At 44.8% G+C, this 17,135-nt stretch carries 13 protein-coding genes; all 13 read right to left on the minus strand.

Features of this window, described 5'->3' with window-relative positions; all coding sequences use genetic code 11:
• The 13 genes from VRU48_RS12325 to VRU48_RS12385 all read right to left on the minus strand — a co-directional run bounded on the left by VRU48_RS12325 (nucleotide 1) and on the right by VRU48_RS12385 (nucleotide 17,127).
• Nucleotides 1-1,944, minus strand: coding sequence for a secretin and TonB N-terminal domain-containing protein (locus VRU48_RS12325; RefSeq protein ID WP_330108217.1), 1,944 nt, complete (start codon nucleotides 1,942-1,944; stop codon nucleotides 1-3).
• Nucleotides 1,945-3,360 (minus strand): GspE/PulE family protein, encoded by a 1,416-nt coding sequence (locus VRU48_RS12330; protein ID WP_330108218.1) that lies wholly within the window; start codon nucleotides 3,358-3,360, stop codon nucleotides 1,945-1,947.
• Between the two features lie 259 nt (nucleotides 3,361-3,619).
• Nucleotides 3,620-4,138 carry a hypothetical protein gene (locus VRU48_RS12335; protein WP_330108219.1) on the minus strand — a complete coding sequence of 173 codons (519 nt, stop codon included), beginning with the start codon at nucleotides 4,136-4,138 and terminating at the stop codon, nucleotides 3,620-3,622.
• 72 nt (nucleotides 4,139-4,210) lie between these two features.
• A complete protein-coding gene (locus VRU48_RS12340; RefSeq protein ID WP_330108220.1) occupies nucleotides 4,211-4,627 on the minus strand; it encodes a type IV pilin protein in 417 nt (138 codons plus the stop codon).
• Nucleotides 4,628-4,789: 162 nt separating this feature from the next.
• Nucleotides 4,790-5,314, minus strand: a complete 525-nt coding sequence (locus tag VRU48_RS12345; RefSeq protein WP_330108221.1) for a PH domain-containing protein — start codon at nucleotides 5,312-5,314, stop codon at nucleotides 4,790-4,792.
• 360 nt (nucleotides 5,315-5,674) lie between these two features.
• Nucleotides 5,675-5,968 carry a hypothetical protein gene (locus tag VRU48_RS12350; RefSeq protein WP_330108222.1) on the minus strand — a complete coding sequence of 98 codons (294 nt, stop codon included), beginning with the start codon at nucleotides 5,966-5,968 and terminating at the stop codon, nucleotides 5,675-5,677.
• Between the two features lie 5 nt (nucleotides 5,969-5,973).
• Entirely contained in the window at nucleotides 5,974-9,399 is a 3,426-nt protein-coding gene (locus VRU48_RS12355; protein WP_330108223.1) for a DUF6443 domain-containing protein, read from the minus strand.
• A gap of 6 nt (nucleotides 9,400-9,405) precedes the next feature.
• The gene (locus VRU48_RS12360; protein WP_330108224.1) at nucleotides 9,406-12,741 is read right to left on the minus strand and encodes an RHS repeat domain-containing protein; all 3,336 of its coding nucleotides are present in this window, start codon (nucleotides 12,739-12,741) and stop codon (nucleotides 9,406-9,408) included.
• A gap of 274 nt (nucleotides 12,742-13,015) precedes the next feature.
• A complete protein-coding gene (locus VRU48_RS12365) occupies nucleotides 13,016-14,155 on the minus strand; it encodes a type II secretion system F family protein (protein ID WP_330108225.1) in 1,140 nt (379 codons plus the stop codon).
• Between the two features lies 1 nt (nucleotide 14,156).
• Nucleotides 14,157-14,624 carry a PulJ/GspJ family protein gene (locus tag VRU48_RS12370; RefSeq protein WP_330108226.1) on the minus strand — a complete coding sequence of 156 codons (468 nt, stop codon included), beginning with the start codon at nucleotides 14,622-14,624 and terminating at the stop codon, nucleotides 14,157-14,159.
• Nucleotides 14,614-14,976 carry a PulJ/GspJ family protein gene (locus tag VRU48_RS12375; RefSeq protein ID WP_330108227.1) on the minus strand — a complete coding sequence of 121 codons (363 nt, stop codon included), beginning with the start codon at nucleotides 14,974-14,976 and terminating at the stop codon, nucleotides 14,614-14,616. The genes VRU48_RS12370 and VRU48_RS12375 overlap by 11 nt, the downstream gene beginning before the upstream one ends.
• Nucleotides 14,964-16,199 carry a polymer-forming cytoskeletal protein gene (locus VRU48_RS12380; protein ID WP_330108228.1) on the minus strand — a complete coding sequence of 412 codons (1,236 nt, stop codon included), beginning with the start codon at nucleotides 16,197-16,199 and terminating at the stop codon, nucleotides 14,964-14,966. The genes VRU48_RS12375 and VRU48_RS12380 overlap by 13 nt, the downstream gene beginning before the upstream one ends.
• 112 nt (nucleotides 16,200-16,311) lie before the next feature.
• Nucleotides 16,312-17,127 (minus strand): hypothetical protein, encoded by an 816-nt coding sequence (locus VRU48_RS12385; protein WP_330108229.1) that lies wholly within the window; start codon nucleotides 17,125-17,127, stop codon nucleotides 16,312-16,314.
• Between the last annotated feature and the right edge of the window lie 8 nt (nucleotides 17,128-17,135).

Raw genomic sequence — 17,135 nt, forward strand, 5'->3', positions numbered from 1 at the left:
TTAATAAAGAATGGTAGGTTTAATAAAGACTAACGTAACCACTTTGGCATTTGATTTCTCACGACTGCTAAACAACCACTTTAAAATCGGGATACGCGACAACAAAGGCACACCAGATCCAGTTTCACTATTTTCTGTCCTTTCTAAGCCACCCAACACAATCATGTCTTCATTTTTGGCCCTGATGATCGACGTAAACTTACTGATCGATTGTGGCGGTGGCTGATTTTGTGGCGGATTGCCAATAAAATCGGAAATATTTACCGTAATGTTCAGGGTTACCTGGTCATCGCCAGAAACAATGGGCTTGATGCCTATTTCCAGATTTGCATCTACGTCCTTATATTGTTCAGTAATTAATGTCTGCGCATTTAATGAAGGAACCACATTTTGCGTTTGCAACCTGTAGTACCTTTTGCTACCAATGCTCAAGTTTGCCACGTGGCCGTTCAAGGTAGAAAGCTTGGGCACCGACCTTACCTCTACATTCGAATTGCTTTCCAAGGCACTGAGTTTCACATAAAAATTAGGCGTTACCCGACCCAGGTTGACGGAATTGTTATTGCCCAGCTTAGACAAGAAACTGTTGATGGAATTGGAACCAAAAGTATAGTCTATGCCTGGCAAAATCGTCCCTCCGGTTTTTACACTGTCTGATACACCCGCCGTAATACCGGTTTTTACCGATTTTCCTTTTCGTACATCAACCAAGGTAACCTCAATCAATACCATAGGCACCGTACGGTCTATCTGTTTGATAAAATTCTCGATTTCCCTTACTTGGGGCGCCGAGCCAGAAAGCAATATGGTATTTTGTTCTCTAAATTCCTTGATTTCAACACCCTTCTTCCATTCCGTAGGAATCATCATCTGAATAGTATCTAAAGAACGATGTTCTAGTTTTACACGCAGGCTGGTTCGTAGGCCTTCTAGTTTTCTATCGCCAATCAGGTAAATGCCATCTTCTTTTTTGTAGGTATATTCTGTTCCCTGTAGTAGAGCGGTTAGAAAATTATCGAAGCTGATATTATTTAAACGGGTAGTAATGCTTCCCTTGATATCGGAATAAATAAAATAATTGACACCGGCTTCTGTAGAAGCCGATTTAATCAGGTCGAGAATAGGCGTATTGACCGCGTCGATGTTGATAAGTTTGCTTCCATTGGCATCTCTTCTGCCCGACACATTATAATTGCCCTGCGATCCTCCAGGTGTAGTGGGCTTATTGTTTCGTTTTACAGCTGTGGATTTATCCTCGTTGATATAAAGCTCTTCTCCTTCGGCCAAAGGTTGCAGGATATAAACGTTATCATTGGTCTTGTTCAGCTTCAGTTCGTTGGCATAGGCCATTTTCTCGAGCGCTGTTTCAAATGGAGCTGCAGAGATAAAGGCGGTCACTTTTTTATTGAGCAGGTTAATCGGCACCACTACGTTTTTCTGCGAAAGCTGTCCGATTTTTTTGGCTACCAAACTTAGGGTATCATTGTTCAGGTCGAAACCCAAATTATCTGTTATGGCATTGTAAGTAACCTTTATCTCCTTTGGAGGCACTACGGTTCTTGTCGGGGCTACTTTCGTAATCGACATGATGGAGCCGATCAGGTTGATATCGAGATCGTATTCCTTGGCCACAAAAAGCAGTACGTTTAAGGCCGTTTCGTTGGTAAAGTTGTAATAAACCTTAAAATTAACCTGCGGATCCACATTGATGTTGAGGTTATTGGCTTGGGCCAGCGCACGCAAAAACTCTGGTGCATTGGCGCCCGACATCGAAAGCTGCACCTTTTGGTTAAGTCCCGGCACCATTACCGCAAGCGATTTTAAGCGATTCTCTATCTGAGCCAAGCGTTCGGCCTTGCCGTCTTGTCCGTAACCTTTTAGGCCTGTACCAACAAGCGTAAGGAGGATGAAGAGGCGAAAGAGGACATGGTAGATGTATTTCATTTAGATGGATAGCAATAAAGGGAAAATCTCTTCGAGCGAAGTCTGCCCCTCGGCAAACAACTCGAATGCATTTTCTGAAAGTGTTTTGATCTGTTTGGTTTTTAAAAGTGGTTCAATATACATATTCCCTTGTTTGATTTCAAAAGCTAATTCTGCATCAACGGGAATAACTTCATAAACGGCCTTACGACCCTTGTAACCTGTGTAATAACATTCGCTACAACCTTTGGCTACAAACTGCTTTTCTAAGCTAAACGGGGCTTTGAACTGTTTAGGATAGGCTTTGGCGTCAAAATCGGTTGCCTCTTTGCAATGCGGGCAAAGCAAACGCACCAAACGCTGGGCTACCGTGGTATTGAGCGTATTGGCCACCAAAAAGCTCGGGATACCCATATCCATCAAACGCGAAACGGTGCCCCAGGCCGAATTGGTATGGATGGTAGACAATACCAAGTGGCCAGTCAACGCCGCACGGATGGCCATATTTGCAGTTTCGGGATCGCGGATTTCTCCCACCATGATTACATCCGGGTCTTGCCTTAAAAAGGTACGCAGGGCTGAGGCAAAACCCAAACCGATGCTTTCTTTCAACTGTACCTGATTAATTCCTTCCAGCGTATACTCGATCGGGTCTTCGATGGTAAGCACGTTGCGGGTAGTTTTGTTCAGCAATTTAAGTGTAGCATACAAGGTGGTGGTTTTACCAGAACCCGTTGGCCCACTGATGAGGATAATACCATTTGGCCTTTGAATGCCTTGTAGGTAATTTTCCATGTCGAAATCGCTCAGGCCTAAAGTATACAGGTCAATATCAGTGCTTGAGTTGTTGAGCAAACGCAATACGATTTTTTCGCCGTGAAGCGTAGGCAATACCGAAACCCTGATATCGAAAGCACTTTGCTTGGCGGATTTGTAATGGATACGTCCATCTTGTGGCAAACGTTTTTCGGCGATATCCAGGTTGGCCATGATTTTAATTTTGTTGACCAAGGCAGGATAATCTTCGCGACTGATTTGGTAACGTTCGATCATCATGCCATCAATACGCACACGCACCCGCGATTTTTTCTCGAAAGTTTCGATGTGGATATCACTGCTTTTGAGTTTTCGGGCTTCTTCAATTAAGGTGGTCAGGAAATCGTCGTTGGCCGAAATGGCAGAGAGTTCTTTTTCCTGCGTGCCGGTATCGCTCAGGTAATGGGTAGACAACAAGCGACTGATTTCTGTCTTGGCGATTGGGTTGAGCTTGATGGGCTTATCGAGAATGATCTGCAACTCATCTAAAAGATTAGCCAAATTATCTTCCTCGTCGCAAAACAGCTCCAAGGATTGGTTTTCCATCCCCTTGGGCACTACGCGGTACTGCAAAGCGATGGCTTTGTTAATGAGGTGTAAGGTATCGGCAGATGGTTTCATTTTTCTAAAATAATAGTTTTGGAGATGTTTCTTGCAGCATAAACATTTATTGGCCATCCCTCAACCTTTCCTGCCCTCATGCCGGGCAATGGCACTCCATTTTGAGCGACCAAAATGGAGGAAAAGTCGCCGACTGCGCCCAGCACTACAGCGTAAGTGCTTAGGCAAAGCGGTAGTTGCCGCACTGGACAAGGTCGGGCTTGAGCTACTCAACGGTCATTGCCTGGACCTGACGTAGCGCTCAATTTGAAACACTTTCTTACATCAAATAAGCCGTCAGCCACCAATCATTGGTCAAATCTATGCTGCTACTCAACAGGTCGACTACCATAAAAACCAGCAACAGGATCGCCTGTTCGCCGGCCAAAGGGATTTTTGGATTTGAATTTTTGCTCAAAACCCTGCTTCCTATACTCACCAAAATCACCGCTAGCAAACTGAACAGGTAAAAGAACAGGTAGTTGAGAAAGGATAGGTAAACCGTGATGCTCAACAAAAACAGCAGATCCCCTAAGCCAAAGTAATCTGCAAATATATTAACCAGCTTCTTTTGCTTGAACGAAAAATACAGTGTTAAAAACAGCAACTGCACACCCAAAAAACTCCCGTTGTATAGCAAATTGGTTCCAATTGAACCCGCCGAACTTTCTAAAACCATTAAAGCTGACAAGCCTGCCATCAACAATACAAACAACCACCAATATACCGCTCTGAACTTAAAATCCTGATAGGCGATGGCCAACAAAACTATCCAAACAGCGCACCTCAAGATATACATAGCTTGCTAATTTCGAATGATTAAGTTTTTCTAGTGATTGAATTTTGAATGAGTGAATAATTGATCTCAATTCTAATCCGGCGTAACTTCCTTTAAATTTTTATCCTGATCGATCTGCCAAACGTTAAAGGTACCATCGCCATCAAAATCGGCGACAGCGGTAGCCTTGGCCACAAAGCTGTTGTTATTGGCCGATACGATTTCGATTTTATAATTGGCCTTGCCATCTTTGCCATCGGTAGAGAGCTTCTCTTGGATAAAGCCCAGTTCGGCCAAATCGGTGGTATACCTCGAGTGTTCGTAAAAATAGCTCTGTTCCAATTTGGCCAAATGCTCTAATTGCAACTTGGCCTCGGTTGTTTTGGCCTTGGTAATTAGGGGCATGAGATTGGGTAAAGCCAATAAAACCAGGATTCCAATAATCACCAATACCACCAAAATTTCGGTGAGCGTATAGGCCTTAACTTTTTTACGGAGCAATGCGTTCATTTCAAAATATTATTTTAAGCTAAAGTAGGGAAAAATACAGTGATAAAATAATAGCTAGTTCATTTAACCAAAATCTTCAATTGCTTACTACCTTAGCCAAAACAACACTTGTGCCAGATGAGAGTTGGGATAATAAACTTCATAATAGCAGAACATTTAATTCTAGTTTGAATAATTTTTATTCATACTAGCTAGTCTGAACATGTTCTTTTTTATTTTAAGTTTTTCTTTCTCTATTGGGGGCTTAAAATCTGGCACCAACAAGCTTGTTATCGTAAAGACTTTCCCATTTTTAAGATGAATAACCGAATGATTGTATTTATCCCATGTTAATACTGGAGCCCTATGTTCTGCCTCATTGAAAGAAATCGACTGTTCAACATATTCAATATCTTCGATAAAGAATACTATAGAAAATCCCCTTTTGCAAATCTCCATTTTCTTTTCACCAGGAGAGTATTTTAAAACAACTCCCATGTTAACCAAAAAATAGTTTAGATGTAAAACAATTGCAGGCAATACAAAAAGAAAAAAACACACCGCACTCGCAATAGCAGAATCATGATAGCTTTGGCTACTATCTATTAACAAGAATATCCGATGCAAATTTAAGCAAATAATGGTTCCAAATATTATAAGCCAACCATTTTTAATATGATTTGCAACTGTCATTCTATAGATTTCCATCAATTACCTTCCTCCCATAGTGGCATTAACCACTGATCCTTTAATGTTACTCCATTGCCCATTAAGTGTTTTAAAGTATTTGCATTATAGTACTGAACGACATTAGAAAGCCACTTAACACATAATTTCATACTGAAACTCATCAATAATTTGATGCGTTTTATTCACTCCACAGCTCTTTCTCCATATCCAATTTTTTATTCTCTATTTATTATGCAATAATTATAGTAGCCTACTACCCAACATTAAGGGCAAGCTTTTTTTTCTAACCAAAGTCACCATTCCATGACACAAAGGCAAGAAAGACTTATTCGCATTAATAAATAAAGCCCGATAACACAAACATCGCCAGGCTATTGCTTAGATTATTGGTTCCTTAATTAACTTAGCAGCCGAATAATAATCCATTTTAACCTCTTTTAGATTTCTTTTTATCAATTGAGCAATTTCCTTACCTTCTAAATCTAATTTATTCACAACTTCACTATTAATAAATCCATTATAATGCTCATCCTCATATTCCAATAGCCATTTATTCAATCTATCCAATACATCTGGAGCTATACTTAATGTCTCTGGATCTATATATCCCCCCTCATAATAATCTCTTATGCCGGTACCGTGCAATGCTGCGTCTATCACTAAATATTTCATTGATACTAGTTCTTTGTTGGTCTGAAAAACCTATGATCTATCACACCTTGGCTATTTACTCCTATTTCATATACACCAGGTTTGCCATTCATAGTCCCTTGTTTCTGATATATCCTATATCCATTATTTTTCAAGATAGGCTTCGTTTTTAGTATGGCCTCATCAAAACTATAAGGGAAATTATGACTTGTAGGATCTTCTACCCCTCTCGCTCTTACTCTCGGATCATAAACAGGTTTAGTATTTTGAAGTGCATCAATTGCACCGACCAAACCGTGTCCAAAAGCGGTCAAGCCCATTGCTACAGTCCCTGGGTTTCGCCACTGTGCCTTAACTTCCTCCCAAACGAAAGACTCATAACTCCTGTTGCCAAATATGTATTCAAAAGCGGCTGCCTTCACTTTCTCGTCACTCAGACTGTTAATCCCTGCTTTATTAACCTCGCTTTCACTCATTACCTGCTGGAACTCGTCTCGCCAATAATTGTTCCATCCCTGGGAATCAGTCCTCCCCTGTTGTAACCTTCCGCTGGACGCCCTTACATTCTCCTTGAATTCTTCCAGCCTGTTGTCTGGAACTACGTAGACATCATCACGCCCGTCATTAGTATTGATTATGGTCCTACCTTCTGTATCGAGGTATCTTGTATATAAACCTTCAGTTGACCTGCCATCTGGATCTATATTTGAAATGGGATTATTCTCTACATAATTAAAAGGGGAAAAAGAATGATAGCCTTCCGCAAGCGGATCAACGACATTCCACCTTCCAATCACCGGATCGTAGAACCTAGCCCCATAATCATAAACTTCCAGCTCCTCCTGCAGTTCCTTGCCGTTATAAAGATACTTGTTGTTGCCCGGACTTGCAACCCTTCTCATTCCGAAGGCATAGTAGTCGTCGGCCTGCAGCGGCTGCAGCTGGCCCGTAGCCGGATGCCTGTTGAAGGTGTACCGCACGTTGCCCAGGTGGTCCGTCAGGTTGTACTCGTAGCTGTAGCTCCCCCCGCTGCTGCGTGCAAGCCCCTCTTCGGTCTGGATGAAATCGATCGTGCCGTTGACATACTGGATGCCGCCTACGTAATCCGTTGTCGTTCCAGCAAGGTTGTTGACCTTCTTCAGCTTTGTCCCCATTGCATCGTAGACATAGCTCAGGCTCAGCCCGCTTTTTGCAGCGCTTACCGGCAGGTTCAGGTAGTTGTAGGCCAGCGCTACGCCGTTGCGCCCGTCCGTAGTGGCGTTGCCGTTGCCGTCGTAGGTGTAGGCACCCGTAGCCAATGCCCCGCCCGTAATGCCAGTCAGCTGGTTGCCGGCATAGCTGTAGGTACCCGTTTTGGTTACCGATCCGTCAAACCTGCTTAGCGAAGCGATGTTGCCCATCGCATCGTAGGCCAGCGTTTCGCCCATGGCAACTCCCGCCGTGGTCTTTCCTTCGACCAGCCTGTTGAGTTTGTCGTAGCCGTAGGCAAAGACGTTCGGCAGCGTGCCGCCCGCTCCCCAAAGCTGGCCCGAGATGTTGCCGTTGAACTGCGGCGCCGTGCCGTCCTCGTATTTCAGCTCCATGCTGAACTCGTCGGAAACCGAATTCTTCAGCCAGCCCCGCTCGTTGTAGGCGAATTTCGTGTGTTGCAGGAACGAGGCGCCGTCCGTACTGTGCAGGTTCTTCTGCCTAAGCTGGCCCAGTTCGTTGTAGTCCAGCCTGGCCAGCACCACCTCGCCCTGGCCGTTGATCTCCTCCATCGTGGCCAGCTTCCTGCCCATGTGGTCGTATTCGTAGCGGATAGCGATTGTTGTAGGCGTTCCGCCCGGGCTCGAGGTGTGCGTCCTCGTGCTCGCCACAAGCTCGCCCACAAAACTGTAGCTGTTGTCCACGATGTCGGTTCCGCCCAGGTGGTTGCCGCTCCTGGTCTGCACCGCCCTGCCCTCTTCGTCGTAGTAGCTTACCGTCAGCAGCATCGCACCCGTGCTCGGCATGTTCGTCTTCGTTCCGGTAGCCAATCCCCGGGTGCGTCCGCCGGTGGCCTGCTCTCCCGTAGGAGCATCGAAGCTGTTGCCGTAGAAGCCGTAGTCGTCGTAGTAATTGATGGTGAGGCAACTCGAGATGCCCGCATTTGGCAAGGTTGCGTTCGTGTAGCCCGTGCCGGTGCCACCGGCATTAGCGTCGTCGCGCGTTTCCCACAGCACCGTTTGGCCGTCCATGGCCGTCTGCCACATAGCCCTGGTAGAAGTGCTGCCCAGCAGTCCAGTGATAATTGTCCTGCCCAGGGCATCGTACTTGGTGAACAGCCATTGGTTCTGGACGCGCTGGTTGGCGCCCTGTGTCATTACCACCTGGTCGAGCTTGTTGTACACCAGGTGCTCCCAACCCTTTCCAGGGATCTTCTTTTCTATGATCCTTTTCCGGCCGTCGTAGTGGTAGCCGTAGATGTAGTTCCCGAATACGGCATCGGCTTCCGTGAAGCTGCTGGCTGTTACAGCCGGAGGTAGCACGTAGCACAGGCTGCCCATGTCGTCGTACAGGTACTGGGTAGACAGTGAAACGCTCTCCGTTTCCCATACCCTTTTCAGTACCACCCTGCCCTCCAGGTCCTTGAACTCTTCGGTCGTTCCCGCCCTGCCGCTTGTCCAGTTCTCGTCTTTGGAAACGGTCTTGTAGAGCGTGCCCGGCTGGTAGTTCGCCGTGGTGGCAGCGCCCGAGGCGCTGACCGTCCAGAGCTTCACGGCATCCGTGGCATCGTTGATGGCGTAGCCCGGCTTTGCCGTATGGCCCGAACCCGCAATGGAGGCGCTGTAGGGCTGCCACGGTGCACCCGGGGCACCCTGTTCCAGCACCCTGTTCAGCGGGCTGGCCTCGAAAACCGTCTGCGAGAAAGGCTGCGAGGTCTGTCTGATGCTGGAGCCAACCGGCTGGCCGGCATAGAAGCCCAGCTGCTCCGCAACGGCACCTGGCCTGTAGGCCCCATTGTTGTTTGCAACGCTATAGGGCTGGTATTTTACCGCTTCGCGGCCTAGGGCGTCGTAGGCCATGGGCTGAACCATGTCGGCAAAGGATGGGCTTCCCTGTACCGTTACCGTCTGCAGGGGCCTGCCCAGCCCGTCGATGTACTGGATGGTCTGGTTCTCCTCGCATACGCTCCGCGGGGCGTTGATGTTCGCGCTGCTTACGCCGGCAACCCTGAACACCCTCGAAAGGACGTAGTTCTGGTTCGCGCTGGGCGAAGATGCCAAAGGATTGCAGAGCTGGAAGCTGGCACCCGTAAAGATGCGGACGCTGCTGCCGTAGGGAACCTGGAAGCCGTCGGCAAGGGTGACGCTGCCCGTGGCCTTGATCTCTGTTTGTCCGGTATAGCCGGACAGCGTGATATGCTGCTGGGCCATGGCCGTTCCCGACAGGAGCAGCGAGGCCAAAAGGAATGGTCTTATGTTTTTCATGGGGCGTTAGTTCTTGTAGTGGTAGTCGTAGCTTTTGATGATGTTTTTGTCTTGATCCCTTACGTAGCGCAACCGTCCGTATGGATCATATTCGAAATAGGTGGTCAATCCCTTGGCATCCGTCTGGCTCGTAATGCCTACCAGCGGATCGTGCGTATAGCTTGTGAGCTGGGCATCGGCAGGATAAATACTTACATCGTCATAAGCCGTGCCTGAAGACAATGTCATGCTATTTCCCGTATAAGGTTCTACCTTTTGCTTCCAGCTACCATCAAAATACCAATAGCTAATTACATAATTGCGACTATTCGGCCTGGTCCAGCTTACGGTATAAGCGCCGCCACTCGACTTTTTACCGGTATGCGCATTACCTGCAGTTCCCGTTTCTTCAAAGCCTTCATAATAAAACTCCGTATCGAGTGCATTAGTCGCGGCCGCCAGCACCAAGGTGCCGTTGTAGCCCCATTTAAAGCCTTGCTTCTTTTGCTGGTCGTTAACCAGGGAAACCAAGTTATAATTGGCATCATAACCGTAGCTCAGCCTATTTTTATAGGCATTTGCAATGGCACTTCCTGTGTAGGCAGGAAAAGACACCGAATCTACAGGCTGTGCCAACTCTAGGCCATAATAATTCTCGGGGAAAGTTCCTGGTTGGTTTTTATAAGTAGTCAGTTCGCCACCTATGAGTTTGGTTGAAATACTGTTTTTGGTATAGATTCTTTTTTCTACCACCGGATTGGAATAATAGCTCGATAGCGGATTGATATCTTTCGGATAACGCAGCGAAACCAAAGTCTGTTCCCCATTGCTTTTGCTCGACAATTGCCTAGTTAGCTGGATATGGGCAGGATTATCATAAAAATATTGGTAACTCGTGGTAATCGTCTTCGTTGTATCGTTCTGATCATATAGGGTTTCTGTTTTGCCCATTGGAAAACTCCATGAAGAATAGAGATTGAAATAATTTACCACAAATTCGGGTCCTCTTGGCGCAGGGCCATGTTGGGGAAAACGTTGTGGTATGGCTGGTTTATATAATGCTACTTTGGCACCTCTTACCATGTATTCGTGCGGGTAGCTAGAGCTCAATCCATAAGTCGTTTTATAGGTATTGACTGTTTTTTTAACCGGCAGGTATTTTGCCTGTGCCTCATTCCAGGCAAACTCTTTTGTTTCTAATGGCAGGCCGTCAACCCAATCGTTGCTGATCATGGCGCCAAATGGGTACTCTGGACTGCCCGAAATATCTCCGAAATGCGAAAAACGGTTAAGCGTATAGCCCTTGTGCTGGTCTTCAACATATACGCTCACTTCGGTATAAGCTGCCGGGCCTCCCTGCGCACGCCCGATAGGTGTCAGGCTCGACGTAGATTGAGCATAGAACAAACAATCATAATAGGTTTGTGTATCATCGTTAAAACCTTCTTTATTATGTATATACTCATATTTTGGGGCATAGCCACTTAGACCGCTAGAAACGCCTGGCGTACTTGAAAGATCGTAGTCATAATAGGTCTTTTTACTAGTGCCCACAACAGGGTTATCGGTTATCTGCTTAACCCTTAATCCACCAACAATTTTATTTGTGCTTGTCGGTGGTATCTGTTTATATTCATACCAATAAACTTCAATATACCCTGTATTACTTAAACCAACATAGGGTATTTCCAGAAAATAGTTTCCAGGCTCTAATGGCGCCATAAAATTACCTAAACCTCCAGCCGATTGTCCAACGAATCTATATACCAACTGGTGATTTGCATTCCGTATCTGTACATCACAGTTATCGCAAACCAACCCTGTTTCAGGATCTCCTCCATAAGGCCCTTTATATTTGACCGTAAAATTATTTGCTGAAGGACCAACTGTAAATGGAACAACCATAGTAGAGTCTATCGATTCATAGGCAAAAGCCCCAGTAAGCACATAGCCACTCGTTGGTAAAGTATAAGCGGGAACCGTATTGGATTCGTACATAAATTCTGAATTACCCCCAGTTGGGTAAGTAATTTTTGTCAAGATGCCATTCTGGGCCGTATAAGCAGATGGCTCTCGGCTACCTCCGGATGGAAAACCAAGATAGGCATTGGCCGGTAACAGGGTCGAATTGCCAGAGCCATTATAAAATCCCCAATGATCTTGCGATTTGCTGAGGCGTTTTGGCAACAAGCTCTCATTGTATTGAAAGTAATAGGGATTTTCTCCGGCTTTTTGTACACTTTCCAATCGCAAACGGTAATCATCAGGGTCGGTTGATCCTGTTGTTGAAACGTAGTAACTATAGGTAAATGTAAAGGTAGAAATAACCGTATTGGTATTAGCGTTTTTTACCACAATAGAGGTAAGTGCAGCCGAGCCAGGCAAATCCGTTCTGCTTTGGGCATAGTAGAAATTGATCTCCACACCGTTGCTTGCCGTTATTTTTTTTATCCTTGAAGCCGCTACATAGCTGGTGCTTTCGGTAAGCGTATTGGTAGGCATAATTCCAGCACAGCCATACTGATCCGGATACCTGCTATAACGCGTTTCTGAGGCCTGGTTTTTAAAGTTGTAAGAATAGGTTTCGTAGGTATAGTTGATTTCCTCATTAAAAGGCGTACTTATTTTACCCGGATACATGGCATTGCTTTGGTAGCTTGGGGCTGCGCCATTGGCAGACAGTCCGCCAAAATACTGATAATTCGTGGTGGTAAGATCAGCCCCCACAAACTGGAAAACATTATCATTCTCGTCTGTAATTTCGCTCCCTTCCCAAATCCTTACATTTTGATAAGGCATGGTATAAATGGTTCCATCTTGGCCATAGAAATACTTGAAAGACTTGCCATTGATGTTTACGTAGTATAAATCAGGCTGCGTATCGTAATGATCTTCTGCAATTTCAGTCATGAAATCATATTTTGGATCGGAAAGGTAGGGATCTAAGGCGCCCCACTGTGTTTGCAAACTGCCGGTTTGTGGCAAACGGTAAATGTTAGGTACATTGAGCCATCCGCCCGCCTCCTTATCCGGAATTCCGTTCACATTGGCCGTTATCGACCCGCCAAAATTCAACGACCAGCCGAGGCCTACGTTACTGGCTATTTCATCTACCTTGATGCCTCCAGCGTGGTAACTCAAAGAAATAGGCATTTTGATGCCTTTGAGGTCGATGGTATAAATCGGAATGCCAATACTGGGTACTCCTGTATAGAGCGAAACTGGCGTTTCACCATATTTGGCAAAGCTGGCCGCCTCTGCCGAAGCAGGTATTACATTAAGCTTTGGAACAGTGGACGAGGTTGAGGTTTGGGCATAAGAGCCTAAGCTACAAAGCAGCAAAAAGAAGAGTAGATGTTTCATTTATTCGATTGCGTTCTGGATTTCTATAAATTTTAGGCTTATAGAGACGTGTTACTTATCTGGCACCAAGATGTAAACAAAAAATGAATAAAAAAAACTTTTTCCCCAACAGTAGTTTTCGCAGGACGAACGCATCGGATTGCTGGATGAACATGCGTTTTGGCAGGATATTACGATTCTGAAATCAGGACTTTTACGTCTGATTTTTAAGCGGTTTTCGGAGTAATTCTGCGCAAAAATTGATTTTAGACTGAAAAGCGCTAATGCCCCCCCTCTAAAAACTATTACTCATCTGAAACATCGGCAGGTACATCGCGATTAAGATTACGCCTACGGCCAATCCCAAAAAGATAATAATTAAGGGCTCCAATAACCCGCTAATGGCATTGGTTTTATATTCTACTTCTTCGGTGTATTGGTTAGATAGCTGTTCGAAAAAGTACTCTAGCTTATTCACCTCCTCGGCAATCTTGATCATTTGGATAAACTTAACCGGGTAGAATTCGTGCTTGGCCAAAGTGGTCGATAAACTGCTGCCCATCAGGATATCCTTTTCGGCCAAAGTAAGCGATTGTTCTATCGGGTAAAAAGTAATCATCTGTTTCACCATGCCCAAGGCCTGTAGCAAAGGCGTATTGGTTCCGGTAAGCAAGCGCATGGTATTGGCAAAACGGGCTAAGTATATTTTTTTGAGGATATCGCCAACAATCGGAACTCTCAACAGCGTTAACGAAGACCATTTCTTAAACCAGACCGTTTTTTTGCTGAAGAAATAAAAAGCCATGAGGGCTATAATCAGCAGCAAAATCAGGTAAATATAACGATCGAACCAATCGGAAAAGCTTACAATGAGCGAAGTAATGTAAGGCAGCTTGCCACCAAAGCGCTTAAACACATCGGCAAACATAGGCACCACAAATTTGATCATGAAAAAGATAGCGGCAAAGGAAGTGCTCAAAACCAGCAAGGGGTAGGTAATAGCGCCCACGATTTTTCGCCGCTGACTGATTTTGCTCTTGAAATACTTGCCTAATTCGGTCAGTACTTCTGCCAAACGGCCAGTCTCCTCGCCGATACGTACACTGTAATATTCATAACTGCTAAACTTTTCGTTGCTTTTTAGGGTTTCTGATAACGAATTCCCGGCCACTACTTCTTTTTGGATAGCCTCAAACAAAGCCACGTCTTTGGCATTGGTATAGGAACTGGCCGTTAGTTCCAAAGCGGTTTTGATATCGATACCAGACTGGATCAGCGTGCCCAACTCATTGTAAAAAGCTTCTTTCTTCTTATCGGGCAACTGGCCATTGCCAAAGGAAATATCTTTGTTCAGTAACTCGAAAAGTCCACCGCCCGCCTCTTTTTGGGGCGTCTTTTTTTGTTGCTGGTAATTGGAGATATTGATAGATGGCATACTAATTAAAAAGATTTTGGGCGCTGTAGGTTTTATTTAATTGAATGGGCACTTGAATGCGTTGGTCTAAATTCATTTTGAACCGCAACTCGTCGATAGTGTCTGGTTCTAAAACTTCCCGGCCTTCAAAAAAGAACCCTACTTCGCTTGGTTTTAACTTAAAGGTATCGGTATGCAGTTCGTCCAATTTTCTGAGCACAGCATCAGGGCTAAAGATATAATAGATTTTTGAACTATCTTGTTGCAGCTCCACTCCTTCTTCGTTTTTGAGTACAATATTGCTTTTTAGAAAATCTCTTTCTAAAACATGCTTCAATGTAAGCACCACATCTGCCGTTTGGTTTTTCTGCTGAAAGCCGGCATAATATTTCGCAATAATACTATAGGCCGAATAGCAGATGGTGATGCAAATGGCCGACAGCAACATGGCTATAGTTACTTCGAGCAGGGTGTAGGCTTTAATCTTCATGTTTGACCTGCTCCTTAAATAAACATTTGATGTTGCCTAAATTGGCTCCGTTTAGACTTGCCTTGATTTCTAACTTGGCAATCCCCGCAACCTCAGCAGGGGCAATACTTAGCTGATAGCTTATGCTGTCTATTTTCACTTCCGCTTCTTCTACATAGCCATTTTTCTTGACCTGCTCACTAAGCAATTGCATCTGGTTTTGCGCCTGCAGTTTTTTGTAGGAAACTCCGGTACGCAACACATTACCAAAAACCTGCATGGCAATGGCAAAAACCACCATAATGATGACCATGGCAATCAGCACCTCAATAAGCGTAGAGGCCTCCAGCTTTTTATTGATCAGTTTAGCCATTTTAAAATCTGGTTTGGTTGTTGCGCGTTAAACAACTTAGCACTCAAGTAGTAACGGCTTCTCGCTTTTCTGTTAAACGCAACATCAATCAGGAAATTCTCATACAAGGTAAGCGGCGTTTTCATTAAAAACCTATTACAGGATACTTTGCCATTTACCTTGCTCCCCTTTTCCACCCGCAACAAACCTGTACTGTAAATTTCTCCCTGTACGCGGGTGTCTTTGCCCAATCCAATGAGGGTTTGCAAGGCGGTCCGTTCTTTTTCATGACTAAAAATGATGCCGTCAAAATTAACATGATCGCCCAGCACAATCTGAGGCTGCACCACCGATTTTTTGGTACGCATTACACCAAGTACCGATGGATATTTAAATTCTACGTTGTTGGCTACCAAGATCGAATCGATAGCAAAAAGCTGACAGTTTCCCTTAAAGCCCTCTTCCACTTTAATTAATGGCGCATAAACCTGAATACCATTTAATTGCGCCGTTGCCGAAATGGTAACCAGCGAATCGGAAACCAATATAATATTCCCTTCCAGTTTAACATCAGCCAAATTGGCGATTTGTGGCAATTGGAATTTTCGGGTAGAATCCAAAAAAGAAACCTTGAGCTCATTTTGTTGCAACAAGGGTAACTTTCGATCCTGATTAGCTAATACTTGTTTCAGCCGTTCAAGGAGCTTTTCATTTAAAGCCTTTAACGTACGCGTACTATTGCCGATTTTGCCAGCAAAAATGAGCTCTTTGCCTCCATCGTAGGGTTTGCCCTCAGCATACGATTGGCGGATTCCCGATTTAGGCAGCTCTACATTGCCGGTAATCCTTGTATGGCCACTGATAGACAGGGGCCGGTCTTCATCGCTTAAATATAAGGCTGTAGAATCGGTAAGATTTCCGATTAAAAATGCACGCTTCAGGGTATCTTGCTTAACAAAGCTTTTCAAGATGGCCAAATCGAAAATACCCCAATTTTTTCTATCCAACTCCAAGCTATCCAATTCATCTCCAAAAAGATCGAGGGTTTGCTTACCTTCCGCGGCATCTTTGTTGGCCAGCGCATATTCAACACCTGAATTTAAATTATTAAGTAAACGAGTATAGCGGATTTCCTTTAGATAACTGTTGCGGTAGTGTGCCGCCAACATTATGAGCGAAGCCGATACAATCGCAATAAAAAATGCAATCACAATAGCAAAATATAGGGCACCGGCTTTGAGCATTTATTGGTTCATGGGTTCACTTGTCATCGGTTCATTGGTATCGCCTATCTCAGAAAAATATGTTACGCGATTGTTTAATTGCTGTATTGCTAAACTGACAGCTGTAAACTGCCTACTTATTTATCTTCTTCTTCAGCTCGTCAATCTCTTTCTGTTGCTGGATGATATACAAAGTTAGTTCTTCTACCTTTTGCAACAATTTGGTCTGCAGTTCGCTAACGCCTACGCCTTGTTCCTGCATAGTTTTGGCCGTCGGGATTTCGGGCAGGTGCTTGTTTTGCTTCACAAACGATTCGACTTCAGCCAATGGGCGCAATTTGTAATTGTTTTCGAATACAAAATCGGCTCCCGTGGTGTTGACCACGATTTCGTTGGCGCGGGCCTTGCCGTTGATATCGAGTTTATAGGTGGTATTGGTTTGTGCTGCCTTGCCAATTAATACATTGCCTCCATTTGGATTTAAAGCAATTGGAACATAAGCATTAGCATACGCTTGAGCTTGAATTTCTCCGTAATTAGAAGAAGTATTGTAGGCCAATGAAAGCCGCATTGCGGGATTTGTTGCTCCGCCAATAAAAAGCTGAGCATTAGACGGAGCGCCAGAGGTATTGGCGTCTGCCTGAACATGCAACCTTGCCATTGGGTTAGTTGTGCCAATACCCACATTGCCACCAATATCAACAGTAAAGCGAGGCTGACCAGCAGTAAAAAACCTCAATCCATAGTAGCCGGAAAGATAACCATATAGCGTTGTACTGGTTTCGTTATACCACCCCAATCCGTAGTGAGCCACTGTTTTATTTGCAAAGCTAAAAGCATCGTAAGGAGCGAGAGACACGCCCGGTGAATTTGCGTCAACAGTATAAGTTTGCGCCATAACCCTTGTCCCTATTAACAGGAATATGCAGAGTAAAATCTTGTTTTTCATATTAAGTT

Origin of the sequence: Pedobacter albus (assembly GCF_036324255.1) — a bacterium.
GTDB lineage: Bacteria > Bacteroidota > Bacteroidia > Sphingobacteriales > Sphingobacteriaceae > Pedobacter > Pedobacter albus.